Annotated in this window: 31 protein-coding genes and 1 pseudogene; 24 read left to right on the top strand and 8 right to left on the bottom strand. The window is 67.9% G+C overall.

Annotated elements, in window-relative coordinates; translation table 11 throughout:
* Window positions 1–112: 112 nt before the first annotated feature.
* Entirely contained in the window at window positions 113–397 is a 285-nt protein-coding gene (locus tag AQ619_RS15150; protein ID WP_062149464.1) for a BufA1 family periplasmic bufferin-type metallophore, read from the bottom strand.
* A gap of 184 nt (window positions 398–581) precedes the next feature.
* On the opposite strand from AQ619_RS15150, the gene AQ619_RS15145 reads away from it, so the two are divergent.
* The 3 genes from AQ619_RS15145 to AQ619_RS15135 all read left to right on the top strand — a co-directional run bounded on the left by AQ619_RS15145 (window position 582) and on the right by AQ619_RS15135 (window position 2,593).
* Window positions 582–1,121 (top strand): sigma-70 family RNA polymerase sigma factor, encoded by a 540-nt coding sequence (locus tag AQ619_RS15145; RefSeq protein ID WP_062149461.1) that lies wholly within the window; start codon window positions 582–584, stop codon window positions 1,119–1,121.
* A complete protein-coding gene (locus tag AQ619_RS15140; RefSeq protein WP_062149458.1) occupies window positions 1,108–1,743 on the top strand; it encodes an NrsF family protein in 636 nt (211 codons plus the stop codon). The genes AQ619_RS15145 and AQ619_RS15140 overlap by 14 nt, the downstream gene beginning before the upstream one ends.
* Window positions 1,744–1,912: 169 nt before the next feature.
* On the top strand, window positions 1,913–2,593 hold the full coding sequence (locus tag AQ619_RS15135) for an NrsF family protein (RefSeq protein WP_062149455.1): 681 nt from the start codon (window positions 1,913–1,915) through the stop codon (window positions 2,591–2,593).
* A gap of 57 nt (window positions 2,594–2,650) precedes the next feature.
* On the opposite strand, the gene fba is transcribed toward AQ619_RS15135, so the two are convergent.
* The 3 genes from fba to gap form a co-directional block, all read right to left on the bottom strand.
* Entirely contained in the window at window positions 2,651–3,742 is a 1,092-nt protein-coding gene (gene fba, locus AQ619_RS15130; RefSeq protein WP_062149451.1) for a class II fructose-bisphosphate aldolase, read from the bottom strand.
* A 142-nt stretch (window positions 3,743–3,884) separates the two neighbouring features.
* A complete protein-coding gene (locus AQ619_RS15125) occupies window positions 3,885–5,075 on the bottom strand; it encodes a phosphoglycerate kinase (RefSeq protein ID WP_062149448.1) in 1,191 nt (396 codons plus the stop codon).
* 176 nt (window positions 5,076–5,251) lie between these two features.
* Window positions 5,252–6,259 carry a type I glyceraldehyde-3-phosphate dehydrogenase gene (gene gap / locus AQ619_RS15120; protein WP_062149446.1) on the bottom strand — a complete coding sequence of 336 codons (1,008 nt, stop codon included), beginning with the start codon at window positions 6,257–6,259 and terminating at the stop codon, window positions 5,252–5,254.
* A gap of 220 nt (window positions 6,260–6,479) precedes the next feature.
* Here gap and AQ619_RS15115 point away from each other — a divergent pair, with 220 nt between their 5' ends.
* The 7 genes from AQ619_RS15115 (at window position 6,480) to AQ619_RS15085 (ending at window position 10,619) form a co-directional block, all read left to right on the top strand.
* On the top strand, window positions 6,480–6,872 hold the full coding sequence (locus tag AQ619_RS15115) for a DUF4164 family protein (RefSeq protein WP_062149444.1): 393 nt from the start codon (window positions 6,480–6,482) through the stop codon (window positions 6,870–6,872).
* Window positions 6,860–7,198 (top strand): cell division protein ZapA, encoded by a 339-nt coding sequence (locus AQ619_RS15110; RefSeq protein WP_062149441.1) that lies wholly within the window; start codon window positions 6,860–6,862, stop codon window positions 7,196–7,198. Before AQ619_RS15115 ends, AQ619_RS15110 begins: the two co-directional genes overlap by 13 nt.
* Before the next feature lie 340 nt (window positions 7,199–7,538).
* Window positions 7,539–7,814, top strand: a complete 276-nt coding sequence (locus AQ619_RS15105; protein WP_062149438.1) for a hypothetical protein — start codon at window positions 7,539–7,541, stop codon at window positions 7,812–7,814.
* Entirely contained in the window at window positions 7,811–8,407 is a 597-nt protein-coding gene (locus tag AQ619_RS15100; protein ID WP_062149435.1) for a 5-formyltetrahydrofolate cyclo-ligase, read from the top strand. The genes AQ619_RS15105 and AQ619_RS15100 overlap by 4 nt, the downstream gene beginning before the upstream one ends.
* A gap of 31 nt (window positions 8,408–8,438) precedes the next feature.
* Window positions 8,439–9,260: a TIGR00282 family metallophosphoesterase gene (locus AQ619_RS15095; protein ID WP_062149432.1), complete on the top strand. Its 822-nt coding sequence runs from the start codon at window positions 8,439–8,441 to the stop codon at window positions 9,258–9,260.
* Between the two features lie 115 nt (window positions 9,261–9,375).
* On the top strand, window positions 9,376–9,726 hold the full coding sequence (locus AQ619_RS15090) for an endonuclease domain-containing protein (RefSeq protein ID WP_378109253.1): 351 nt from the start codon (window positions 9,376–9,378) through the stop codon (window positions 9,724–9,726).
* Between the two features lie 137 nt (window positions 9,727–9,863).
* Window positions 9,864–10,619 carry a YebC/PmpR family DNA-binding transcriptional regulator gene (locus AQ619_RS15085; protein WP_062149429.1) on the top strand — a complete coding sequence of 252 codons (756 nt, stop codon included), beginning with the start codon at window positions 9,864–9,866 and terminating at the stop codon, window positions 10,617–10,619.
* On the opposite strand, the gene AQ619_RS15080 is transcribed toward AQ619_RS15085, so the two are convergent.
* A complete protein-coding gene (locus tag AQ619_RS15080) occupies window positions 10,616–11,080 on the bottom strand; it encodes a DUF1801 domain-containing protein (RefSeq protein ID WP_062149426.1) in 465 nt (154 codons plus the stop codon). The two genes, AQ619_RS15085 and AQ619_RS15080, sit on opposite strands and share 4 nt — an antisense overlap.
* Before the next feature lie 83 nt (window positions 11,081–11,163).
* Here AQ619_RS15080 and AQ619_RS15075 point away from each other — a divergent pair, with 83 nt between their 5' ends.
* Window positions 11,164–12,093: a nucleoside hydrolase gene (locus AQ619_RS15075; RefSeq protein WP_062149424.1), complete on the top strand. Its 930-nt coding sequence runs from the start codon at window positions 11,164–11,166 to the stop codon at window positions 12,091–12,093.
* 58 nt (window positions 12,094–12,151) lie between these two features.
* A pseudogene (locus AQ619_RS19585) lies at window positions 12,152–12,224 on the top strand (hypothetical protein); the annotation flags it as partial.
* A 15-nt stretch (window positions 12,225–12,239) separates the two neighbouring features.
* Here AQ619_RS19585 and AQ619_RS15070 read toward each other — a convergent pair.
* Complete coding sequence (locus tag AQ619_RS15070; RefSeq protein WP_062149421.1) at window positions 12,240–13,664, bottom strand: M20/M25/M40 family metallo-hydrolase; 1,425 nt, start codon at window positions 13,662–13,664, stop codon at window positions 12,240–12,242.
* Window positions 13,665–13,784: 120 nt separating this feature from the next.
* Between AQ619_RS15070 and ruvC the strand changes: the two genes are divergently transcribed.
* Genes ruvC through AQ619_RS15050 form a run of 4 tightly spaced genes read left to right on the top strand, consistent with a single transcriptional unit; the run spans window position 13,785 to window position 16,861 of the window.
* Window positions 13,785–14,306: a crossover junction endodeoxyribonuclease RuvC gene (gene ruvC, locus AQ619_RS15065; RefSeq protein ID WP_174515191.1), complete on the top strand. Its 522-nt coding sequence runs from the start codon at window positions 13,785–13,787 to the stop codon at window positions 14,304–14,306.
* A 13-nt stretch (window positions 14,307–14,319) separates the two neighbouring features.
* On the top strand, window positions 14,320–14,937 hold the full coding sequence (gene ruvA / locus AQ619_RS15060; RefSeq protein WP_062149415.1) for a Holliday junction branch migration protein RuvA: 618 nt from the start codon (window positions 14,320–14,322) through the stop codon (window positions 14,935–14,937).
* A 28-nt stretch (window positions 14,938–14,965) separates the two neighbouring features.
* A complete protein-coding gene (ruvB, locus tag AQ619_RS15055) occupies window positions 14,966–16,006 on the top strand; it encodes a Holliday junction branch migration DNA helicase RuvB (protein WP_062149412.1) in 1,041 nt (346 codons plus the stop codon).
* Between the two features lie 3 nt (window positions 16,007–16,009).
* The gene (locus AQ619_RS15050; RefSeq protein ID WP_062149409.1) at window positions 16,010–16,861 is read left to right on the top strand and encodes a hypothetical protein; all 852 of its coding nucleotides are present in this window, start codon (window positions 16,010–16,012) and stop codon (window positions 16,859–16,861) included.
* A gap of 15 nt (window positions 16,862–16,876) precedes the next feature.
* Here the strand turns inward: AQ619_RS15050 and AQ619_RS18885 are convergent, their stop codons facing one another.
* Together AQ619_RS18885 and AQ619_RS18880 are read right to left on the bottom strand one after the other, a co-directional pair.
* Entirely contained in the window at window positions 16,877–17,152 is a 276-nt protein-coding gene (locus tag AQ619_RS18885) for a type II toxin-antitoxin system RelE/ParE family toxin (protein WP_084746078.1), read from the bottom strand.
* On the bottom strand, window positions 17,152–17,328 hold the full coding sequence (locus AQ619_RS18880; RefSeq protein WP_084746075.1) for a CopG family transcriptional regulator: 177 nt from the start codon (window positions 17,326–17,328) through the stop codon (window positions 17,152–17,154). Before AQ619_RS18880 ends, AQ619_RS18885 begins: the two co-directional genes overlap by 1 nt.
* A gap of 160 nt (window positions 17,329–17,488) precedes the next feature.
* Between AQ619_RS18880 and AQ619_RS15045 the strand changes: the two genes are divergently transcribed.
* The 8 genes from AQ619_RS15045 (at window position 17,489) to tilS (ending at window position 24,368) form a co-directional block, all read left to right on the top strand.
* On the top strand, window positions 17,489–17,947 hold the full coding sequence (locus AQ619_RS15045; RefSeq protein WP_062149406.1) for a YbgC/FadM family acyl-CoA thioesterase: 459 nt from the start codon (window positions 17,489–17,491) through the stop codon (window positions 17,945–17,947).
* Window positions 17,948–18,062: 115 nt separating this feature from the next.
* Window positions 18,063–18,764 carry a protein TolQ gene (gene tolQ, locus AQ619_RS15040; protein ID WP_062149403.1) on the top strand — a complete coding sequence of 234 codons (702 nt, stop codon included), beginning with the start codon at window positions 18,063–18,065 and terminating at the stop codon, window positions 18,762–18,764.
* Window positions 18,765–18,767: 3 nt separating this feature from the next.
* Window positions 18,768–19,316: an ExbD/TolR family protein gene (locus AQ619_RS15035; protein WP_062149401.1), complete on the top strand. Its 549-nt coding sequence runs from the start codon at window positions 18,768–18,770 to the stop codon at window positions 19,314–19,316.
* Window positions 19,317–19,323: 7 nt separating this feature from the next.
* Window positions 19,324–20,094 (top strand): cell envelope integrity protein TolA, encoded by a 771-nt coding sequence (gene tolA / locus AQ619_RS15030; RefSeq protein ID WP_062151739.1) that lies wholly within the window; start codon window positions 19,324–19,326, stop codon window positions 20,092–20,094.
* A 20-nt stretch (window positions 20,095–20,114) separates the two neighbouring features.
* On the top strand, window positions 20,115–21,410 hold the full coding sequence (tolB, locus tag AQ619_RS15025) for a Tol-Pal system beta propeller repeat protein TolB (RefSeq protein ID WP_062149398.1): 1,296 nt from the start codon (window positions 20,115–20,117) through the stop codon (window positions 21,408–21,410).
* 170 nt (window positions 21,411–21,580) lie between these two features.
* Window positions 21,581–22,144: a peptidoglycan-associated lipoprotein Pal gene (gene pal, locus AQ619_RS15020; RefSeq protein ID WP_062149395.1), complete on the top strand. Its 564-nt coding sequence runs from the start codon at window positions 21,581–21,583 to the stop codon at window positions 22,142–22,144.
* Window positions 22,145–22,296: 152 nt separating this feature from the next.
* Window positions 22,297–23,148, top strand: a complete 852-nt coding sequence (ybgF, locus tag AQ619_RS15015) for a tol-pal system protein YbgF (protein ID WP_062149392.1) — start codon at window positions 22,297–22,299, stop codon at window positions 23,146–23,148.
* A complete protein-coding gene (gene tilS / locus AQ619_RS15010; RefSeq protein WP_062149389.1) occupies window positions 23,139–24,368 on the top strand; it encodes a tRNA lysidine(34) synthetase TilS in 1,230 nt (409 codons plus the stop codon). Before ybgF ends, tilS begins: the two co-directional genes overlap by 10 nt.
* Window positions 24,369–24,392 lie beyond the last annotated feature (24 nt).

The following is a 24,392-nucleotide window of genomic DNA, read 5'->3' as shown; positions in this document are numbered from 1 at the left end:
TGTCTCTTGAGGTAGGACGATCGCCTGCCCCCTCCTGACCGCTTCGCTTGCATCTTCCCGGAAAGGGGAGGTGGGCGCCGGCGCGGAGGGGGCAGGTAGCCGGTTTGCCGAATTACATCGTCTTCGGCGTCAGCGAGCCCATGCCCTTGGGGGTCTTGATGGTGGTGCAGGTGCCCTTGGCCACGTGCTTCCAGGCGTCGCCCTGGTAGTCGACCTTGGAGGTGCCGGCGCACGAGGTGCCCGCGCCGGCCTTGCAGTCATTTTCGGCGGCCTTGGACACGCCGTAGCACTTTTCCATGGCGGGCTTCTTGGCGGCCATATCGTCGGCGGCCATGGCAGCGCCGGCCGAGAGGGCGAGAACGGCGGCGAAGGCGGCGGTTGCGGTGGTGCGGTTCATGGGACTGGCTCCTTGAGAGGGTGTCTGTGACCGTCCCTGCTGGTCGGTCATGGGGGAATACGGCCGGCAGCCGGCGAAGGTTACATCGCTCGTCGAACAAAATTTTTCCGACCGTGACGGATGGGTTCCGATGCGTGGGCGGGCCGTGTAACCCTTTGGCCATGGCGCGCGAATAGGGGACTGCGTGACGGACACCGAGACCCGACTGAAGGCTCTGATGCTGCGCGGGCTTGAGGGCGATGCCCCGGCCTATCGCGAGTGTCTGGCCCTGCTGGGCGTTCGTCTGCGCGCCTATTTTGCGCGCCGGATGTCCGGTGCGCCCGGTGATGTGGAGGATCTGGTGCAGGAGACGCTCTTGGCGGTGCACATCAAGCGGGCGACCTGGGACAGCTCCCAGTCGTTCACCGCCTGGGCGCATGCCGTGGCGCGCTACAAGCTGATCGACCACTGGCGGCGTCGCAAGATCCGCCACACCCTGCCGCTGGAAGACCACACCGAGTTCCTGGCCGCTGAAGAGCATGACCCGGGTGTCGGGCTGGAGCTCGATCGCGCCCTGGCCAGCCTCCCCGACCGCCAGCGTATTCTGGTCAGCGACGTCAAGCTGGCCGGCCTGAGCCTGGCCGAGGCCGGTGCGCGGGCGGGTATTTCCGAGGGCGCGGCCAAGGTCGCCCTGCATCGGGCCCTGAAGGCTCTCGCCGAAAGGATGCGCCATGCGGACCGATGACCTGATCGACGCGCTGGCCGCCGATGCCGGACCGCCGCCCGGCGCTCCGCCGGCGGGACGTTTCGGCCTGCTGGCAGGCCTTGGCGCGCTTCTGGCCCTCTTTGGCGTCCTGGCCTGGCTGAAGGTCCGTCCGGACCTGATGCAGGTCATGCATGGCAGCTTCTTCTGGCTGAAGGCGGGTTATACCGGCGCTCTGGGCCTGGCCGGGTTCCTGGCGGTCGAGCGCCTGGCGCGGCCGACCGGATCGCCCCGCCGGGGCTTGCTGCTGGGCCTGATCGTCCTGATCGCCTTCGGACTGGCGGCGCTGGTCCAGGCCGGGCTGGCGGAAGATCCGATGACCCTGATGCGCGGCGGATCCTGGACCCGTTGCTCCCTGAACATCCTGGTGCTGGGCGCGCCGACCACCCTGCTGGGCCTCTGGGTCCTGCGCGGCCTGGCCCCGACCCGAGCCCTTGAGGCCGGTTTCGCGACCGGAGCCCTCGCCGGCGGCGTCGCGGCGACGGTCTATGGCCTGCACTGCGCAGAAAGCACCTTTGTCTTTGTCGGGCTCTGGTACAGCCTGGGCGTGCTGGGCTGTGCCGCCCTGGGCGCGGTAATCGGGCGCTGGGTGCTGCGCTGGTAAGCAGGGGTGCGACCTCGCCCGGTTCGCCGTTCCCGGCCGGACGATGTTCCCAGAACAGCGGTTGACAACCGCCGGGCCAACTCTTCAAGTGCCGCAGCCTCTCCGCGAGCAAGACGCAGGCGTGGCGTTCAGAGCCGGTCTTGACGCCTTGTGGGGAGGGTCGCCCGTAATGCTAGACGACCTCCTCATCCCCGGGGTCGAGTCGCTGCAGGCCACCCCTGCATGGTCGACGGGGACTCTTCATCTTCGCCTTCTGGAAGTCGCAGCGGCCGGGGCCCTGGCGGCCCTGCTGCTGGTGCTGTTCTGGCTGCAGCTGCGGCCGGATTTCCGGGTCGCGATCGGTCAGCCGTTCTTCTGGATCAAGGCGCTTTACACGGTGGCGCTCGCTGCCATCGCCCTTGTCGCCGCGACGGCGGCGGCCCGACCGGGGGCGGCGCTGTGGCCTGCCTGCCTGACGGGCGTTGCGGTGCTCGGGGCCATGGTCCTGTCAGCAGCTCTGGAGGCTCCCGGTCTGGGCAGGGCGATGATGGCCCACATCTTCGATCCGACGGGAGCAAGAAACTGCCTGACCTATGTCGTCATCCTGGCCGCTCCCATGCTGCTGGTGGCCGGGCTAGGCCTAAGGCGGGTCGAGCTGGAGCGGCCCGGCCTGACCGGACTGTTTGTCGGCCTGTTCTGCGGGTCAGTCTCGGCTAGCATCTATGGCGGACACTGCCAGGACTCGACCTACCTGTTTGTCGTCCTCTGGTTCAGCCTCGGCGTGGCCCTTTGCGGCGTGATCGGGGCGGTCGGGCTCAAGCTGATCCACACAAGCGCGCAGACGGATCCCCTGCTCGCCGATCCCGCCTGACAAAAAAGGCCCCCCGGATCGCTCCGGGAGGCCCTTTATCTGTCAGAGATCGACAGCCTATTCGGCCGCGACCTTGCCGGTCGAGGCGCCGAACTTTGCGTGCAGTTCGCCCGAAGCGTAACGCCTGGCCATGGTCGCGGTCGACAGCGCCTTGATCTTGTCGGCGTGGCCGGCCGAGCCGAACTCGACGAAGCGCGCCTGGCAGACCTTGCGCATGGCTTCCTTGGCCGGCTTCAAATAGGCGCGCGGATCGAACTCACCGGGCTTTTCGGCCAGGATCTTGCGGATCGCGCCGGTCATGGCCATCCGGTTGTCGGTGTCGACATTGATCTTGCGGACACCGTGCTTGATGCCGCGCTGGATCTCTTCGACCGGCACGCCCCAGGTCTGGGGCATCTCGCCGCCGTACTGGTTGATGATGTCCTGCAGGTCCTGCGGAACCGAGCTGGAGCCGTGCATCACCAGGTGGGTGTTGGGCAGGCGGCGATGGATTTCCTCGATCACGTTCATGGCCAGGACGTCGCCGTCCGGCTTGCGCGTGAACTTGTAGGCCCCGTGGCTGGTGCCCATGGCGATGGCCAGGGCGTCGACGCCGGTCTGGCCGACGAAGTCGACCGCCTGGTCGGGATCGGTCAGCAGCTCGTCATGGCTCAGCACGCCCTCGAAGCCGTGGCCGTCCTCGGCTTCGCCCATGCCGCTTTCCAGCGACCCGAGCACGCCCAGCTCGCCCTCGACCGAGACGCCGCAGCTGTGGGCCATCTGGACCACCTTGCGGGTGACCTCGACATTGTACTCGTAGGAGGCCGGGGTCTTGGCGTCTTCCATCAGCGAGCCGTCCATCATCACCGAGGTGAAGCCGTACTGGATCGCCGTGGCGCAGGTCGCCGGGCCGTTGCCGTGGTCCTGGTGCATGCACACCGGAATATGCGGGTAGATCTCGGCCAGGGCGTCGATCATGCGGGCCAGCATGATGTCGTTGGCATAGGACCGCGCACCGCGCGAAGCCTGGATGATGACCGGCGAATTGACGGCGTCGGCCGCCTCCATGATCGCCAGACCCTGTTCCATATTGTTGATATTGAAGGCCGGCAGCCCGTACTCATGCTCCGCCGCATGGTCCAGCAACTGCCTAAGCGTGATCCTCGCCACGTGATATCTCTCCTGCAAGCTTGAAAGGTTTTTGGTCGTTTCTTGTTTTTGGGGCCGTGACGCTTTTGCGTTCTCTGCCCGGGTCGTCCGGTCGTAAGCGCAGGCCCCTTGCGGCAGCCTGCGCCGATAGAAATCTGGAAGCCTAGGTGTTCAAAGCCGAGACACCGGGCAGGTCCTTGCCCTCCATCCACTCAAGAAATGCGCCGCCGGCAGTCGAGACGAAGGTCATATCGCCCACGACACCGGCGTGATTCAGCGCCGACACCGTATCACCGCCGCCGGCCACGGCCACGATCTTACCCGATTTTGCCAGCTGAGCGGCATGTTTCGCCGCCGCAACGGTCGCTTCGTCGAACGGCGGTACCTCGAACACGCCCAGCGGGCCGTTCCAGATCAGGGTCTTGCTGGCGTCCATGGCGGCCAGCAGGCGCTTGGCGGTCTCGGGGCCGGCGTCGAGGATCAGGTCGTCAGGCTGCACGTCGGCAAGGGCGCGGGTCTCGGCGTCGACGCCGGGAGCGACCTTCTTGGCCACCACCACGTCGACCGGCAGCAGCAGTTCGCAGCCGGCGGCCTTGGCCTTTTCGATGATCTGGCGCGCCGTGTCGGCCAGGTCCTTCTCGCACAGCGAACCGCCGACATCGTGGCCCTGGGCGTAGAGGAAGGTGTTGGCCATGCCGCCGCCGATCGCCAGGCGATCCAGCTTGGCGACCAGATTGTTGAGCAGATCAAGCTTGGTCGAGACCTTGGAGCCGCCGACAATGCCGATCACCGGCTTCTGCGGATTGCCCAGGGCCGAGTCGAGGGCTTCCAGCTCGCGCTGCATGGCCAGGCCCGGATAAGACGGCAGGGCGCGGGCCAGGGCTTCGGTGGAAGCATGGGCGCGGTGAGCGGCGCTGAAGGCGTCGTTGACATAGAGGTCGCCCAGAGCGGCCATCTGCGCGGCGAAGGCCGGATCATTCTTCTCTTCGCCCGCGTGGAAGCGGACGTTCTCTAGCAGGGCGACGCCGCCGGCCGGCAGGGCCGCGATGGTCTTGGCGGCTTCATCGCCGATGCAGTCGGCGGAGAAGGCGACCGGCGCGCCCAGCAGGGCGGCCAGGGGCGCGGCCACAAAGGCCAGGCTCATCTCGGGAACCACCTTGCCCTTGGGCCGGTCGAAGTGGGCCAGCAGCGCCACCTTGGCGCCCTTGCCGGTCAGGTACTGGATGGTCGGCAGGGCCGAGCGCAGGCGGGTGTCGTCCGTGATCTTGCCGCCCTCGACGGGCACGTTGAAGTCCACGCGGACCAGGGCGGTCTTGCCGGCGAGATCGGCGGTGTCGAGGGTGCGGAAGGTCATCGGAATCCTGACGTCGGTGCGGGGATCCTCGTCCTTCGACAGGCTCAGGATGAGGATCCTGGAGCAGGCAGTACACTAGCCCTCATCCTGAGCCTGTCGAAGGACGAGGGCGGACCCGCCGGAGCGAGCCAAGCAAAACCCCCGCCCCTCGGAGAGGGACGGGGGTCTGGCAGGTCTTAGAGGAACTTCGCCATCACGAGCGCGGTGTCGCTCATGCGGGTCGCGAAGCCCCATTCGTTGTCGTACCAGCTGAGCACGCGGCCCAGCTTGCCTTCGATGACCTGGGTCTGGGCCAGGGCGGCGGTCGAGCTTTCGGCGATGTGGTTGAAGTCGGTCGAGACCAGAGCCTCGTCGGTGACACCCAGCACGCCCTTCAGCGGGCCTTCGGCGGCGGCCTTCAGGGCGTTGTTCAGTTCTTCGACCGTGGTGTCGCGGCTGGGCACGAACTTCAGGTCGACGCACGAGACGTTCGGGGTCGGGACGCGGATCGACGAGCCGTCCAGCTTGCCCTTCAGGGCCGGCAGCACCAGGCCCAGGGCCTTGGCGGCGCCGGTCGAGGTGGGGATCATCGAGAGGGCGGCGGCCCGGCCGCGATACAGATCCTTGTGCATCGTATCCAGCGTCGGCTGGTCGCCGGTGTAGCTGTGGATCGTGGTCATGTAGCCGCGCTCGATGCCGACCAGGTCGTGGATGACCTTGGCGATCGGAGCCAGGCAGTTGGTGGTGCACGAGCCGTTGGAAACCACCAGGTCGGCGGCGCTCAGCACGTTGTCATTGACCTTGTAGACGATGGTCTGGTCGGCGCCGTCGCAGGGGGCGCTGACCAGCACGCGCTTGGCGCCGGCGGTCAGGTGGGCGCTGGCCTTTTCCTTGGTGGTGAACAGGCCCGTGCACTCGAACGCGATGTCGACGTTCAGCTCGGCGTGGGGCAGCTGGGCCGGGTCGCGGATCGCGGTGACCTTGATCTTGCCCGTGCCGACATCGATCCAGTCCTCGCCCGAGGTGACGACGCCCGGGAACCGGCCGTGCACGCTGTCATAGCGCAGCAGGTGGGCATTGGTCTCGACCGGGCCCAGATCGTTGATCGCCACGACTTCGATGTCGGTGCGGCCGTGCTCGACGATGGAGCGCAGGACAAGCCGGCCGATACGGCCGAAGCCGTTGATGGCGACGCGAAGAGCCATGGGGATCTTTCTCCTAACGATCGGACGCGAGCCAAAGGCGACCAGCGTTCCTTGAATTTGCAGCGCGTTTTGCGGGCGCACGCCGGGAAGTCAAGTCCGGTGCCGGTAACAACGCATGACGGAATACTGCCAAGGGCGATTTCATCACCCTAATGTCGCCGCAGCGGGTGGCGAAGATGGTGCTGATCTATATGTTGCACCGCATGATTGGAACCCGCCGATGACCCTGGGCGAAACGAGCGCCCTCGACCTGGCCGTGCGCCGACTGGAGCGGGCCGTGGCCCAGCTCGAGCAGCGACTGGCCGTGCGCGCCTCCCGGGCGTCGGCCGACGTGGCCGTTGCGCCGACCGACTCCGAGGCCGCGCGGCTGAAGGCCGAGCTGGACGCTGCGCGCGAGCGCGAACGGGCCCTCGAGGACGCCGGGGCCCAGGCCTCGATCGCCCTGGGTCGCGCCATTGCAGAAATCCGGGCGGCGCTCGGCGATGAGGGGCGCGTTGCGGGACCGGTCAATGACGACCATCCCGATGCCGACATCGAGCCGGGCTTTGTGACCCGCCGCGAGGCCGACGAGCTGTTCGACGAGCCCGAGGAGGCCAGCTCATGGCCCAACTGACCATCCAGGTGAACGGTCGTCCCTATACGGTCGGTTGCGAGGACGGCCAGGAGCCGCACCTGCTGGAGATTGCCCGCCTGTTCGATCGACAGGTGCGGCAGGTCAGCCAGGATGTCGGCCAGCTGGGCGAGACCCGGCTGTTCCTGATGGGGGCCCTGCTGCTGGCCGATGAGCTCAGCGACCTGAAGCTGCGCCTGGCCCACGCCCAGAGCGAACTTTCGCGCCTGCAGACCGAGCAGAACCGCGAAGCCAGCCGCATCGAAATCGCCGCCATCCGCGCCATCGACGCCGCAGCCGAGCGCATCGAGAAGCTGGCGGCGGAGTAACTCGCCCCCTCCTGACCGCTTCGCGGTCGTCCTCCCCCGTAGGGGGAAGATGAAGCACGCTGATCTCATCTTCCCCCTACGGGGGAGGAGCGCCGAAGGCGCGGAGGGGGAAAGTTCGCACTATTCGCCCTCCGCGACACCGCAACGCTGGCGCCTGGCTCACTGAACGCCTATCTTCATTGACGGCGGGTCTGCTGTGGCCCTCGTCGAAGATTTCTATTCCCAGGGACCTTAATCTCTCTATCGGGACCTGTTCCCTCCCGTGGCTGTGGCTGCGGGAACACGGGGCCCACCTGTAACTAACAGGTTCGAGTGGATTGAAACGTCTTCACGGTTCTTCATGGCGCCGCCACCCCGTTCCCTGCTCGCCGAGGCGATCATGAAATCCGGCTGGTTTGGACCCAAGCCCTTCGGGGGCGGCCCGCGGCCGACCGGATGGCAGGGCTGGTTGGTCACCATCCTGTTTTTCATCGCGATGATCGGCACGGCCAGGATCGCCGATGATCTGCGGCTTTGGGTGCAGTGCGCCCTGATCCTGCTTCTGCTCGGCGTGGTCTGGCTGACCTATCGGGCGTCTGATCCATCTAATCCAACTGATCCGTCTGATCTGTCTTGACCCTCACTGATCCCGCCTCTGCCAAGGCCGCCCTGCGGATGTTTGTCCGGACCCGGCGCAAGATCCTGGCCCGGGAGCTTCCCCAGGCCGCCTGGATGGCTGCCGAGGTCGGACGCGCGCCCCTGGCCGCCCGCTTTCCACAGGCCGGCGGCCAGGTCGCTGCGCTCTATCAGGGCCTGGGCTCGGAGCTCTCGACCCATGCCCTGGCCGACAATCTGGCCGAAGCCGGCTGGACCCTGGCCCTGCCCTCGGTCGAGGGCGAGGTCGGCCGCATGGTCTTCCGGATCTGGGACCGGGCCCGGCCTCTGGTGCGCGACGCCATCGGCCTGCAGGCCCCGGGCGGCGATCAGGCGGTGGTCGAGCCGGACCTCGTTGTCGTGCCGTTGCTGGCCTTTGACCGCCAGGGACGGCGGCTGGGACAGGGCGGCGGCTATTATGATCGGGCGCTGGAGGGCCTGAAGGCGCGGCGCGATGTGTTCGCCCTGGGCCTGGCCTATAGCGGCCAGCAGACGGCGAATTTGCCGCATGAACCCCATGATCAAGCGCTGGACGCCATTCTCACGGAAAAGGAGTATATCGCCGTGAAAGTCTGAGGCTCACGCAGAGCCGCACCAAGGAATCTCTATGCGTTTTGCTTTCTTCGGCGATGTCGTCGGCAAGTCGGGCCGCGACGGTCTGGCCGATCATCTGCCCGCCCTGCGCCGTGACCTCGACCTCGAGTTCGTGATCATCAATGCCGAAAACGCCGCCGCCGGCTTCGGCATCACCGAGAACACCGCCCGCGAGCTGTTTGAGGCCGGGGCCGACTGTCTGACCCTCGGCAATCACAGCTGGGACCAGCGCGAGGCCCTGACCTACATTGTTCGGGAACCGAGACTGATACGACCGGCCAACTATCCGATCCTGTCGGATGCGCCGGGTCGGGGCAGCCATCTGTTCCAGACCGAGCGCGGCCGGACCATCATGGTCATCAACCTCTTGGGCCGCGTCCACATGGACGCCATGGACGACCCCTTCGCCGCCGCCGACCGCGAGCTGGACAAGGCCCCGCTGGGCCAGGTGGCCGATGCGGTGGTGGTCGACATGCACTGCGAAGCCACCTCCGAGAAGATGGCCATGGGCCACTATTGCGACGGCCGCGCCTCGCTGGTGGTCGGCACCCACACCCATGTGCCGACCGCCGACGCCCAGATCCTGCCCGGCGGCACCGCCTACCAGACCGATGCCGGGGCCTGCGCCGACTATGACAGCGTGATCGGCAACCAGAAGGAAGAGCCCCTGCGGCGCTTCACCACCAAGATCAGCGGCGGCCGCTACACGCCGGCCTCGGGTCCGGCCACGGTCTGCGGCGTCTTCGTCGAGACCGATGACCGCACCGGCCTGGCCCTCCGCGTCGAGCCGATCCGGGTGGGCGGACGGCTGAAGGCGACGGTGCCCACCGTATAAAATCCTCTCCCAGAGGGAGAGGAGGGACCCGCCGCGAAGCGGTGGGAGGTGAGGGGTTACGGCGCCAACAGCGAAACGCGCGTTTCTGGCATTGATGCGCGTGGAAGTTGATTTCATGATCGCGCTCATGGATCCCGTCAGTAACGCCCGTCGCCTCCGCCGCAGCCAGACTCTCGCGGAGTCCAAGCTCTGGGCTATTGTTCGAGGCCGCCGCCTGAACGGCTTCAAGTTCCGTCGCCAGGTTCCGGTTGATCGCTACTTCGCGGACTTCCTGTGTCGCGAGGCGAGCCTGATCGTGGAGTTGGATGGCGCATCGCACGAGGAGCGGGTCGTGCACGATGCTCTGCGGACCGTGGTGCTCGAACGCTGCGGCTTCCGCGTTCTGCGCTTCGACAACGAGCTTGTCCTGACCGACCCCGGCGGGGTTGCCGACGCCATCTGCGCGACACTCCGGCTGAAAGCGTAACCCCTCACCTCCCATGGCTTCGCCATGGGCCCCTCCTCTCCCTCTGGGAGAGGTCCTAGATTTGAGTGACAAAACCCCGCTCCAGGGGCTAGAAGCGCGCCCAAACTCCATCACCAGACCAGAGATAGAGCCCCCGAATGGCCGGCCACTCGAAATTCAAGAATATCATGCACCGCAAGGGCCGCGCCGATGCCGCGCGCTCCAAGCTGTTCTCCAAGCTGTCGCGGGAAATCACCGTGGCCGCCAAGGCGGGCCTGCCTGACCCGAACATGAACCCGCGCCTGCGCCTGGCCGTGAACAACGCCAAGGCCGAGAGCCTGCCCAAGGACGTCATCGACCGCGCGATCAAGAAGTCGCAGATGGGCGATGCGGCCGACTATACCGAGATCCGCTACGAAGGCGTCGCCGCCGGCGGCGTGGGCATCATCGTCGAGGTGCTGACCGACAACCGCAACCGCGCCGCCGCCAATGTCCGCTCCTATTTCACCAAGCTGGGCGGCAATATGGGGGCCACCGGCTCGGTGACCTTCAACTTCGACCATGTCGGCCAGATCGGGTATCCGGCCAAGGCCGCCAGCGAAGACGCCATGATGGAAGCCGCCATCGAGGCCGGCGCCGATGACGTCGAGTCGGACATGGACGAGGAGGGCGAAGGCCATACCGTCTATACCGCCTTCGAAAGCCTCAATGAGGTGGCCGCCGCCCTGGAAGCCCGGTTCGGCGCAGCCTCCAACACCAAGATTGCTTGGCGTCCCAAGATGCAGGTTCCGGTGACCGGCGACAGCGTCGCCACCCTGATGAAGCTGCTGGACATGCTCAACGACGATGATGACGTCCAGAACGTCTATTCGAACGAAGAGATCAGCGACGAAGACCTGGCCAAGCTGGGCTAGCCGATATCGGGGCCCGGCCGGCGGGGACGCTGCCTGGCCGAGACCGACTTGATCAGAAGCCGCCCCTGGCCATCGACCGGGAGCGGCTTTTTCGCCTTGACCAGGGCCTGGTCGATCATCGTCGAGATTTCGGGGCGGTCCAGGTCCCCGGCCTGGGTCAGGACGACGTGCCGTACGGTCGAGCCCTGGCCTTTCAGTATGCCGTGCGGGTCGTCCAGTCCGGCACCCTGCATGAAGAACAGGCTGACCCATCGCGGATAGAAGGCGACGGACAGGATCACGGTCGAGGCCCGTTCGTCGGGACCAAAGCCCACGGCCAGGGCGTTGTAATTGTCGTAGACGAGGCGCTCGGCCTCGGGAATGCGCGCCGCCAGCCTGGCCAGGACCTCGGTTCCACAGGCCGCGATGTCGGGTGTGAAGCGGGCGATGAAGCCGGCCAGCTGGGTTTCGGGCGCGCTCATGGGGCCAGCAAAGCGTCCGGCGGCCGGAGCGTCAAACCTTTACCGTCTTCTCGCGGTCACATCCGCTCGGCTACAGTGAACGCATGACCCTGCGCGTTCATATCGACACCGACTGCGGCGTGGACGATGCCCTGGCCCTGGCCATGCTGGCCCGGGCCCGCGACGTGATCGAGGTGGGCTCGGTCTCGGCGGTATTCGGCAATACCTATGTCGACCAGGCCGCCGCCAATGCCCGGGGCGTGCTGCGCCTCGCCGGCTGCGGGGCCGAGGTCTATATCGGGGCCGGGTCGGGCCTGGCCAAGCGCCGGGTCGAGCGCATGCGGCCGGCCCATGGGGCCGACGGCCTGAACGGGGCCGGGTTCTCGCAGCGCTGGAAACTGCCGGAACTGGATCGCGGCCATGGGGTCAGCCTGCTGGCCTTCGTGGCCCGCCGCCGGATCACCGGCCTGTTCCTGGGGCCCCTGACCAATCTCGCCCAGGGCCTGCTGGACGATCCCATCGCCTTTCGCGACTGGCGACCCACGGTCATGGCCGGGGCCTTTGCCGTCGAGGGCAAGGCCGCCGGCGGGGCCGATTTCAACAGCTGGAGCGATCCTGAGGCCCTGCAGCGGGTGCTGGAGGCCGGGGTTCGCCCGCGTCTGATGCCGATGGATGTTTCAAGCCGCATCACCCTGAGCCGGGCGGCGCTGGAGGCAGGCTCTGCCGCTTGCGGATCGCCGCTGTCGGCGCGTCTGCTGCGGGCGGCCGGGGCCTATCTCGACTTCCACGCCCAGGCCTGGGGGACGGAAGGGGCCTGCCATCCGCATGATGCGGTGGCCGCCGCCAGCCTGATCGCGCCCGAGGCCTTCACCTTCGAACCGGCCCGGCTGCGGGTCTCGGTCGACGGCATGCGTCAGGGCCGGATCGACCTGATCGATGGCGAGCCCAATGCCGAGATCTGCGTGGCTGTCGATGCCGAGGCGGTCGAGGCGCTGATTGTGGCGACGCTGTTCGGGGCGAAGGCGGCGGTCTGATCCTTATCCCCTGGCGGGAGAAGGTGGCGCGAAGCGCCGGATGACGGGTTGAAAGACCCGGCCGAACGGGCGGTGCGACCCCTCACCCGACCCGCTGCCGCGGGCCACCCTCTCCCGCAAGGGGAGAGGGCTTTGTTCCGGAGCGGCTACTTACCGCCCGCATAGTCCTTGATCAGGCCGAACAGGAAGTCGCGGCCGTCATATAGCGACTTGACCCGCATCCGCTCGTTCAGGCCGTGAATGCCGTCGCCGTCCGAGCCGCCGAACAGGCCGGTAACGCCATAGGTCGGAATGCCGGCGGCATTGGTGTGCACCCCGTCGGTGGCCCCGGTCAGCAGGATCGGCACGATCGGCACGCCGGGCCACTGTTTGGCGGCCTGTTTGGTGATCGGACCCATGATGGCCGGGGTCAGGGCCGGCGGCGGCGAGGCGGCCTTGGACGGGTGGGCCAGGGTGACCGCGACGGCCGGATCAGCTGACAGTTCCGCCAGCTTGGCCTTGACCTCCTCGACCGGCGTGCCGGGCAGGATGCGGCAATTGACGTTGGCGGTGGCGCGCTGCGGCAGGGCATTGGGCGCATGGCCGGCGCTGACCAGGGTCGCCACGCAGGTCGTGCGCAGCATCGAATTCCACATCGGATCGGCGGTGATCACCTTCAGGGCGGCCGGATCCTCGATATTGGCCACCAGAGCCTTCATGGCCGCCGCCTGATCGGCGGGAACCCGCGGCTGCATTTGGGTGAAATAGCCCCGGGTCGCATCGATGAAGCGGGGCGGGAACTGGTAGGCACCGATCCGGTCCAGGGCCGCCGACAGCTGATAGATGGCATTGGCGCCATGGGGCCGGCTGGAATGGCCGCCCGGATTGGTCACGGTCAGGGTGAAGTCCTGGTAGACCTTTTCGCCGGCCTGGACCTCGAGCACCACTTCCCGGCCCTGCTCGTCCAGCAGGCCGTCGGCGCCTTCGTTGAGGGCGAACTCGGCGTCGACCAGCGGGCGGTGGGTCTTCAGCAGGTCCTCGATGCCGTTATAGCCCTCGCTTTCCTCGCCGCAGGTCAGGGCCATCTTGATGTCGCGCTTGGGCTTGAAGCCCGACTGCTTGAGGCGAACCAGGCTGTCGGCCCAGATGGCGGCCTGGGCCTTGTCGTCGGAGGTGCCGCGCCCGTAAAAATAGCCGTTCTCCTCGACCAGCACGAACGGGTCGCGGGTCCAGTCGGCGCGATTGGCCTCGACCACGTCGATATGGGCCAGGAGCAGGATGGCCTTGGCCTTGGGATCGGACCCCTTCAGCACTGCGACCAGCGAGCCCTCGCGAGGATATTTCGGATGGACCACCACCTGGACGTCGCTGTCGGGATAGCCGGCGGCCTTCAGGCGCGCGCCCATGGCTTCGGCGGCGGCGGTGCAACTGCCGACCGACAGGGTGGTGTTGATCTCGACCAGTTCCTTGTAAAGCGCCCGGAAGGCCAGCTGGTCGGGGCGGGGTGCCGCCGGAGCGGGGGTCGTTTGCGCGCTCGCCATCACAGGCAGAGCCAGCATGGCCGCCGTCGTCATCCATCCTGCCAGACGCATCAACTCATCTCCCAAAGCGCTTTTGCCAAACAGAGCCCGCGCCGGGCTCGCGCGCAAGGGCCGCCGTTAAGGGCGCGTTAGCAATAGAGGGGCTTTTCCTCGGAGGCGGAACAGGCGATGTTGCGAGAACACATGATGAACATGAATCGCATCCCGATCCGGATCCTGGGGCTCGACCCCGGCCTGCGCCGCACCGGCTGGGGCGTGGTCACCGTCGAGGGCTCGCGTATGAGCCATGTCGCCCACGGGGTGATCGTGCCCGACGAGAAGGCCGACTTCGCCCAGCGTCTGTTGCATCTGTTCGAGGGCATCAGCGCGGTGATCGAGGCCCATCGCCCCGACGAAGCGGCGGTTGAGGAGGTGTTTCTCAACACCAATGCCCAGTCGACGCTGAAACTGGGCCATGCCCGCGCCGCGGCTCTGATCGCCCCGGCCCGGGCCGGCCTGCCGGTCGCTGAATACTCCACCCGCCTGGTCAAGAAGGCGGTGGTCGGCACCGGGGCGGCCGACAAGGCCCAGATCGGCTTCATGATCGCCCGCCTGCTGCCGACGGCCGGCAAGACCACGGCCGACTGCGCCGATGCCCTGGCCGTCGCCATCACCCACGCCAATCTGCGCGTCGCCAACCGGAGGGTCGCATGATCGGCAAAAAGCTATGATTGGAAGACTGCGCGGGGCTGTCGCCGAGGTCGGCGAGGAAGAGGCCCTGATCGACGTCATGGGCGTCGGCTATGTCGTGCGCTGCGGCTCGCGCACCCTGTCGCGCCTGCCGGCCCTGGGCGAGGAGACCCTGCTGCATATCGAGAGCCAGTGGAGCGAGAGCGCCGGCCTGCGGCTCTATGGCTTCGGCACCCGCGAGGATCGCCGGGCCTTTGTGCTGCTGCAGGCCATCCAGGGCGTCGGACCCAAGGCCGCCATGGCGGTGCTCGACGTCCTGTCGCCGGCCGAACTGGCCAGCGCCGTGGCGCGCGACGACAAGGCCGCCGTCGGTCGCGCCTCGGGCGTCGGCCCCAAGCTGGCCCTGCGGATCGTCACCGAGCTGAAGGACAAGCCGATTACCGACGGTCCGGTCCTGATGACCGCGCCGGCCTCAGCCTCCGCGCCCGTCAAGGCCAAACCCGCCCCCACCGGCGACGCGGTCGCGGCCCTGATGGGTCTGGGCGTGGCCGAGGTGAATGCCCGCCGCGTGGTCGAGGCCGCAGCGGCCAGGCTGGGCGAAGAGGCCACGGTGCAGCAGCTGATCAAGGCCGGGCTGCAGGAGCTGGGCCGATGAGCGCGAAGCGCGAAGGTGGGGTGAAGGCGTGACCCGCATCATCTCCGGCGAAGCCGAGCCGCACGAAGCGACGCCGTTTGCGGCCGACAAGGCGCTGCGGCCCCAGACCCTGGCCGAGTTCGTCGGTCAGGAGCAGGCCAAGGGCAATCTGCGGATCTTCATCGAGGCCGCCAAGGGCCGGGGCGAGGCCCTGGACCATGTGCTGCTGTTCGGCCCGCCGGGCCTCGGCAAGACCACCCTGGCCCAGATCGTCGCTCGCGAACTGGGGGTCAATTTTCGCGCCACATCGGGCCCGGTCCTCAACAAGCCTGGCGACCTGGCGGCGATCCTGACCAATCTGGAAGCCAACGACGTCCTGTTCATCGACGAGATCCACCGCCTGTCGTCGAACGTCGAGGAGATCCTCTATCCGGCCATGGAGGACCATGTGCTGGACCTGGTGATCGGCGAGGGGCCTTCAGCCCGGTCGATCCGCATCGATCTGGCGCCTTTCACCCTGGTGGCGGCCACGACCCGGGCGGGCATGCTGGCGACGCCGCTTCGCGACCGTTTCGGCATCCCGATCCGGCTGGAATTCTATACCCACGCCGAGCTGAAACACGTTCTGCTGGGCGCGGCCCGCAAGATGGGCGCGCCGCTGTCGGAAGACGGTGCCGCCGAGATTGCCGCCCGGGCCCGCGGCACGCCGCGGGTGGCCGGCCGCCTGCTGCGCCGGGTCCGTGACTTTGCCGAGGCCGACGGCGCGACCGTCATCGACCGTAAGGCGGCCGGCATGGCCCTGGCGCGGCTGGAAGTCGACGAGGTCGGCCTCGACAGCCTCGACCGCCGCTATCTGCGCGCCCTGATCGAGCACTATGGCGGTGGCCCGGCCGGGGTCGAGACCATTGCCTATGCCATTGCCGAAGCCCGTGACGCGGTGGAGGACGTCATCGAGCCCTATCTGATGCAGCAGGGCTTTATCCAGCGCACCCCGCGCGGCCGGGTGGCCTGCGGCAAGGCCTATCTCCATCTGGGGCTGAAGGCTCCCCCGCCGGCTCCGGGCCAGGCGGGGCTGTTTGGCGAGGAGTAGGGCGTGAAGGCCATAAGGTTCCTGGCGGCGATCCAGGCAGTAGCCTGTCTTGGCGTGTCCCTGATGGCGATCGCGGCAGCAGGTGCCGGCCGCAATGCGCTGCTCATGCAGACCCTGGCCGCTGTCGTCGCCCTGGGACTGGCCGTGGTCGTCACACGCTTCTGGCGCAAGGCGGGCTGGCGCTACTGGCTTCTGGTGGCAGCCTGTGCCCTGGCCCTGGTCTGGACCCTGATGTCCGGCGTCACCCTGGAGGGCGCCCGGCGCTGGCTGGCCCTGGGGCCGGTGCAGCTGCACACCGCCTCCCTGGCCCTGCCCGTGGCGGCCTGGGCCTTCGCGCGCGGTTTTGAGGACCGCCGCGTCGCGCCCCTGGCCGCCGCCCTGAGCTTTGCGCTGCTCTACCAGCACGACGCGGCCTCGTCCCTGGCCTGGGCCCTGGCCCTCGGCGCGGCGACCCTGGTCCGGCGTCCGCGCCAGATGGTCCCCTGGGCCGTGGTCGTGGTCGCCGCCGTGTTCGCCTATGCCGCCTGGACCGAGCCAGACACCCTGCCGGCCGTGCCCTATGTCGAGGGCCTGATCCGCGCCGGCTTTGAGGCCAGCCCGGTGACCGGTGCCCTGGTCGCGATCCTGATGTTCAGCCTGCCCGCGCCGTTCCTGCTGGTCGCCTTCAGCCGATCCGAACGCCGCGCCGAAGCCCTGGCCCTGGCGGCCCTCTGGACGGGCTGGATCGCCGGCAATCTGTTTGGCAACTATCCCGCGCCTGTGCTGGGCTATGGGGCCGGGCCGGTTCTGGCCTGGGGTCTGTCCCTGGGTCTGGTGCTGGCCGAACCCTCCAAAGAGGATGAGCCTGGGCCGTGATCCAGTCCTCTGGCCTCAGGTCTCAGCGTCTTGCGCGCCGTGACGAATTCGCAGGATCAGAATCGCGTCGTCCCTGACCCGGTAGCGGATGAGGTAGGGATGGATGATCGTGAGTTCTCGCAGTCCAGAGCGCGTTTCCCGCCCACGATCGGGATGGGTCGCCAAGCTGTCAGCCGCCGATTGCAGGCGTCGCGCCAGACGAACAGCCGCAGATGCGTTGAACGCTGACACGTATGCGAAAATGCTTTCGAGGTTGGACACGGCTTCCACCGTCCAGACAATCCGCCGCACTAGTCGCCAGATTTAGGCGCGGGCGTAGGTGCGCCATCGGACCACGACTTCAGCCAGCGGCTCACCGCTTCATGGCTGACAAGGCGACCCGCGGCGACGTCGGCTTCGGCGCGCGCGTCGGCGGCGACTTCTGCGGCATCGTCTGTTTCATCGAAGATGGCGGGTTCGATCTTCATGCCAACACCCTATCATGGAGCGTAAAAAAGTCCAAGATCAATCCAAGATAGAGTTATGAGGCTGTACGTCTTTTGCGAGTTCCCTGATTGCGCTGCTGGGGTTATCGCCTCCGCCTGACCGACCTATAGTCTGACGACCTGAGGGCGAGATCGAGCATAGATGACCACCCCTGACCCTACCGCCGGCGTCTTCGAAGGCCGCGAGCATCAGCTGCCCGTGCGGATCTATTACGAGGACACCGACTTCTCCGGCATCGTCTATCACGCCAACTACCTGCGCTATTTCGAGCGCGGGCGGAGCGACTTCTTCCGGCTGATCGGGATCTCGCATACCGAACTGGCTGAGGCCGATACGGCGTTTGCGATCATCCGCATGGAGCTGGACTTCAAGCGTTCGGCCCGGATCGATGATGCCCTGCTGGTCCGCACCACCTTTGACAGCGTCAAGGGCCCGCGCCTGTTCGTGAGCCAGAAGGTCACACGCGGCGACGAGCTGATCTGCCAGTCGGCAGGGGTGGCGGTCTGCATCTCGCTGGATGGCCGTCCCCGCAAGCCGACGCCCCAGATGCTGGCCCAGATGGCCCCTTGGCTCGCGCCCGGAGCCGGGAGCCCGGACTGAGGCAGCAGATCTTTCAGGCTCTCGCGGTGATTGTCATAGTTTCACCAAAGCGCCGCTTCATGTCAGTAAGACGCTAGTTTCCCGCCAGACGCCCGACCGGATCAGGATTTCCCGCATGGACGCCGCCGCCGCCGCCCCCGCCAATTTCTCGTTTGTCGCCCTGTTCCTGCAGGCCGACTGGGTCGTGAAGGGGGTGATGATCGGTCTGATCCTGGCCTCGCTGGGGTCCTGGGCGGTGATTCTGGACAAGCTGTTCCGCTTTGCGGCGCTCAACAGGGCCGCCGACCGCTTCGAAAGCCAGGTCGGTGCGGGACGTTCCCTGGAAGACGTGGCCGGTGAGGCCGGGGCCAATCCGCGCCACGCCCTGCCGCGAATGCTGCAGGCAGCGCTCAAGGAATGGCGTGACGCCAAGGCGCGCGGCGCGATCAGCGAGAGCCAGAGTGCCTTCCTGATCCAGCGCATCGACCGGATCATGGACACCATGATCGCCCGCGAGAGCGCCAAGGTCGAAGAGGGCCTGGGCAGCCTGGCCATCGTGGCGACTGCCAGCCCGTTCATCGGCCTGTTCGGCACGGTCTGGGGCATCATGCACGCCTTCCAGAGCATCGCCCTGTCGAAGAACACCTCCCTGGCCGTTGTGGCCCCCTCGATCGCCGAGGCTCTGTTCGCCACCGCCATTGGCCTGGTCGCCGCCATCCCGGCCTATATCGCCTACAACAAGTTCTCGACCGACGCGGGCAAGTATTCCGGCCGCCTGGAAGGCTTCGCCGACGACCTGTCCACCGCGATCCAGCGCCGCCTGGCCGAGCGGGTCTAGCCCATGTCGATGTCCGCCAATGATGCTTTCGCCACCGGCGGTCGCCGCGGTCGCCGACGCGGCCGCCGCTCGCGCGGGGCCCTGTCCGAGATCAATGTCACCCCGCTGGTCGACGTGATGCTGGTCCTGCTGATCATCTTCATGATCAGCGCCCCGCTGCTGACGGCCGGCGTGCCGCTGGAACTGCCCAAGACCGAAGCCGCCGCCCTGCAGAACCAGCAGGAGCCGATCACGGTCTCGATCCGCGCCGATGGGGCGATCTTTGTCGGTGAGACCGAAATTGCCTTCGAGAACCTCGCCCCCCGCATTACCGCCATCGCCGGCCACGGCTACGACAAGCCGCTGTTTGTGCGGGCCGACGGCAAGGCGACCTATGCCGTGGTCGCCCAGACCATGGCGGCCCTGTCCAATGCCGGCTTCGCCAAGATCAACCTGATCACCGAGACCGGCGGGCCCTCGTCGGGCAGTGCAGGCTCCGGCGATGTGACGCCGAGCGCCGTTCCGCGCGATGCCCTGCCCGAAGGGTCGGGCGACCTGCGGCCGGCCCAATAGGTTGCTGATGGCCCGGCGCGCGGAAACCGGATTTTCCCCGGCCCTGATCGGGTCGGTGGCCCTGCACGGCCTGGTCGCGGCGGCCATTCTGATCGGCCTGCCGTGGAAGAAGCCCGTGCCGATCACCCTGGGCGAAAGCGTGCCGGTCACGATCGTCACTACCGGTCCGACCAATGTCCGGCCGGCCGAGGAGGCCCTCGAAGACCAGACGGCCCTGACCGAAACCCCGGCCCCCGAGGCGACCCCGGAACCTCCGGCCCCGGCCCCCGCGCCGACGCCTGCGCCCAAGCCGAGCCCGACAGCCAGCAAGACCCCGAAACCGGCCAAGCCCAAGGACGACTTCTTCGCCTCTATGGAGGCCTCGCTGTCCAAGACCAAGGCCTCGACCGCCAAGTCTGCGGCACCGGCACCCAAGGGGCCCAGCCGCGCGGAGACCTCGGTGTCGGCCCGCCCCGCGCTCGGTGCCGCCACCGGCCTGTCCGCCGCGGCCCTGGGCCGACTGCAGGGCGAGGTGCAGGATCGCTGGAATCCCAACTGCGAGGTCGAAGGCGGAGCCAATGTCAGCGTGCGGGTGGTCTTTGTGATCGGCCCCGGCGGCCGGGTCGTGGGTCAGCCGGAAACGCCGGGCACCAGCTCGTCCGATCCGGTGGTCAAGGCCGCTTCAGACCGCGCGGTGCGGGCCCTGCTGCAGGCTTCGCCGTTCGCCTATCTGCCGTCTGATCTCTACGGTCAGAAAATCGCCCTGAACTTCAACGCAAAACAGGCTTGCTCGCGATGATGACGCCCAGAGGGAATGTGATGCGCCTGAAAGCCCTGATTCTGATGGTCGCCGCCCTGGTCGGGGGCGGCATGGCCCTGCCGGCCGCCGCCCAGATCGAGGTCGACATCAATGCCGGGGCGGTCAAGCCCCTGCCGATCGCGGTGCCGGCCTTTTCCGGAACCCCGCGCGGGGCCGAGATCGCCCAGGTCATCACCGGCAATCTTGAGCGGTCCGGCCTGTTCCAGCCGCTGAACGTCACGGCGGTGCCCGACAAGCTGGCCGATGTGAACGTCCAGCCGCGCTTTCCGGACTGGCAGGCGACCGGGGCCCAGGCCCTGATCAACGGCCAGGTGACGGTCGGGGCCGACGGCGGCCTGCGGGTCGATTTCCGCCTGTGGGACGTGTTCAGCCAGCAGCAGCTGCTGGGCCTGCAGTTCTCCTCGACGCCGGACAACTGGCGCCGCGTGGCCCACAAGATCAGCGACGCCGTCTATGAGCGCCTGACGGGCGAGAAAGGCTATTTCGACACCCGCGTCGCCTTCGTGGCCGAGAGCGGTCCGAAGATGGCCCGGGTCAAGCGCCTGGCGATCATGGACCAGGACGGCGCCAATCCGCAGTTCCTGACCGACGGCTCCTATATCGTCATGACCCCGCGCTTCTCGGCCACCAGCCAGGAGCTGACCTATATGGCCCTGCGGCCGACGGGCTCGTCGATCTATCTGCTCAATCTCGAAACCAGCCGCCAGGAAACGGTCGGCAAGTTCCCGGGCATGGTGTTTGCGCCGCGCTTCTCACCGGACGGCACCAAGGTGGCCTTCTCGGTCGAAAAGGCCGGCAACAGTGATGTCTATGTGCTGGACCTGCGCAGCCGCCAGTCGACCCGCATCACTACCGATCCGTCCATCGACACCTCGCCGTCGTTCTCGCCCGACGGGAGCAAGATCGTGTTCAACTCCGACCGCGGCGGCCAGGCCCAGCTCTATGTGATGAACGCCGACGGATCCGGCGTGCGCCGCATCTCCTATGGCGGCGGCCGTTACACCACCCCGGTCTGGAGCCCGCGCGGCGATTTCATCGCCTTCACCAAACAGACCGGCGGACAGTTCCATATCGGCGTGATGCGCACGGACGGCAGCGACGAGCGCCTGCTGACCACCAGCTATCTGGACGAGGGCCCGACCTGGGCGCCGAACGGCCGGGTGCTGATGTATTTCCGCGAGAGCCAGAACGGCACGCCGCGCCTGTGGACCGTCGACATCACCGGTCGCATCCTGCGACCGGCCGCCTATCAGGGCCAGGCCTCCGATCCGGCCTGGTCGCCCCTGCTGGACTAAGCTGGCCCGGGGGAAACCCCGGCCGTTTGGCGGCGTTGTTGTGATGGTTCGCCTTGCAAGTGAATCCAGGTCGCGACAGGGTCATCTGACGTCATTGTGAGGCTTGGTCAGGCGTTTTCATGATCCCGCTGAGGTGCTTGGCGGGTATTCAACGGGTCCAAACCGAGGTTTTGAGGAGAAACAGGATGAACTTCGACACCAAGCGCGCCGCTAGACTGGCGCTGATCGGTTTGGCGGCCGCATCTCTCGCCGCCTGCGCCTCGCGCCCGACGCCCGTGGGCCCGGCCCCGGTCGCGCCGACCGAGCCTGCCGCCCCCACCAAGCCCTACACCCCGCCGACCTCGCCGGTGCCCCAGGGCCCGCTGCCGGGCTCGGTGCAGGACTTCGTGATCAATATCGGTGAGCGCATCTATTTCGACACCGACGAATATGTCGTCCGCAGCGACGCCCAGCCGGTCCTGGCCGCCCAGGCCCAGTGGCTGAACCGCTATCCCGCTGTTCGTATCCGCATCGAGGGCAATGCCGACGAGCGCGGCACCCGCGAGTACAACCTGGCCCTCGGTGCCCGCCGCGCCAACGCCGTCCGTGACTTCCTGGTCAACCAGGGCGTGGCCGGCGCGCGCATCGAGACCCTGTCCTACGGCAAGGAACGCCCGATCGACGCAGGCACCTCCGAAGAGGCCTGGGCCAAGAACCGTAACGCCCGCACCGCCATCACCGACGGCGCGCGCTAAGCCCATCAGGCCGTCATCGCCCGGCTTGTCCGGGCGACCCAAGCCGCAAGGGCCGCCTAGCCCGCTTGGGTCCCCCGGATCGTATCGCGACCGGGGGATGACTGTTTGAAGGCCGCCCCACTTTTGTCCGTAATCAGGGCATAATCGCCGACATGAAGCTGAAATCCGTTCTGCTGGCCGCCCTGCTGGCCACGACAGCCGTCCCGGCCCTGGCCCAGACCCCGCTGCCCGACGATCCGCTGGACGACCGCTCGGTCAAGCGTGTCGAGCGGATGGAGAAGGTGGTGCGGGAACTGCGCTCGATCGTCTTCCAGGGCCGCGACACCGGCAAGCCGGTGGTCGTGCAGCCGGCCGAGACCGACGCCCAGATCCTGAGCCTGGGCGAGCGGCTCGGTGACCTCGAACAGACCCTGCAGCGCGCCAACGGCCAGAACGAGGCCCTGACCCACGATCTTGACCAGACCCGCCGGGCCCTGGCCGAGCAGAAGGCCCGCAGCGATGCCTTTGAGGCCCGACTGGCGGCGCTGGAAGCCCGGCTGACCGCGATGGAGGCCGCTGCCGCCCAGGCGGCACAGGTGGCCCAGACCGCCGAGGTTCCGCCCCCGCCGGCCCCGCCCGCCGATCCGGCCTTGGCCTTCAAGCAGGCCCGCCAGTTCCTGCTGGATGGCGACTATCCGAGCGCGGAAACCGCCTTCGCGGCCTTTGTGACCAACTATCCCGACACCCCCCGGACGCCCGAGGCCCGCTACTGGCTGGGCGAGACCCTGTTCGTGCGTGAAGCCTATGGCGACGCCGCCGGATCCTATCTCGGCGCGGTCCGCGGCTGGCCCCAGACCGCCTGGGCCCCCGACGCGACCCTGAAGCTGTCCCGCGCCCTGGTGGCGCTGAAGAAGCCCGCTGACGCCTGCAAGACGCTGGACGAGCTGGCCAAGCGCTATCCCAAGGCCCCGCCGGCGGTCGTCTCGCGGGCGGCCTCGACCCGTGTCGCGGCCAAGTGCGCCTAGCAGAGGTCTCGGCCGCCCTCGACCGGCGGCTGGACCCTGACAGTGCCGCGCCCCTCGCCGTCGGCTTTTCGGGCGGCGGCGATTCCCTGGCACTGCTGATCCTGACCCTCGAGTGGGCGCGCCGGCACGGGCGACCGGTGCTGAGCCTGACCGTCGACCATCAGCTGCAGCCCGACAGCGCCCTCTGGACCCAGGAGGCGGTCCGCAAGGCGGCCGCTTTGGGTGCCCGATCCCTCGCCCTGGCCTGGACAGGACCCAAGCCGGCGACGGGCCTCTCCGCCGCCGCGCGCCGGGCGCGTCATGCGTTGCTGGCTGAGGCGGCGCGGGCGGCCGGGGCGCGGGTGCTGCTGCTGGGGCACACCGCCGATGACCGGCTGGAAGCCGCCGCCATGCGGGCCGAGGGCTCCACCGTTAGCGATCCCCGGATCTGGGCCCCATCGCCGGTCTGGCCGCAGGGCCGGGACGTCTTTCTGTTGCGGCCCCTGCTGGGCCAGAGGCGGGCCGGGCTTCGCGCCTGGCTGACGGAGCGGGGGCAGACCTGGCTGGACGATCCCGCCAATGAGGATCCGGGCTCGACCCGGGCGCGGGCCCGGCGCGCCTTGGCCCCTGCGGCCATACCTGCCACCGCACCGCCCGAACCCGCGAAGCCACACTTCGAGGGAGACCCCCTTGGCGGCCTTACCTTGCCCCGGGACGCCGCGGCCGCCCATGTCGCCGCCGCCTGCCTGTGCGCTGCCGGAACCGAGCGTCCGCCGCGCGGCGAGCGCTTGCAGCGCCTGGTCGCGCGGCTGCGGTCCGGCGAGGCCTTCACCGCCACCCTGGCCGGGGCCAGGATCGAGGCCGAGGCGGACTCGGTGCGGTTTTTACGTGACGCGGGCGAATCAAAACGGGGCGGTCTGGGCGATCTCGCCCTGGCGGCGGGCCAGACCGGTGTCTGGGACGGACGCTTCGAAATTGTCGCCGGCACGAGCCCCGTGACGGTCCGGGCGCTGAAAGGCCTGGCCGCCGACCTGCCTGAGCCCCAGCGCAAGGCCCTGCGCAGCGTGAGCCCCGCAGCCCGCCCGGCCTTGCCGGTACTGGCTTTGCCGTCTGGAGAGGTCACCTGTCCCGTCCTCGGCGGCCCGGCTTTTGCAGGCGATCCCGATGTGCGAATTCGGGCGCTCGTCCTGGATCGATTCAGGGCCGCGACGGGCCTGATCGACCAAGAATGCGTGACCTGAGAAAGCGCGCGTGGCGGAAGCGCC

This window comes from Caulobacter henricii, from assembly GCF_001414055.1.
GTDB classification, from domain to species: Bacteria; Pseudomonadota; Alphaproteobacteria; order Caulobacterales; family Caulobacteraceae; genus Caulobacter; species Caulobacter henricii.
Note: the sequence above shows the minus strand (reverse complement) of the source record. Positions and strands in the feature narration are given on the sequence as shown.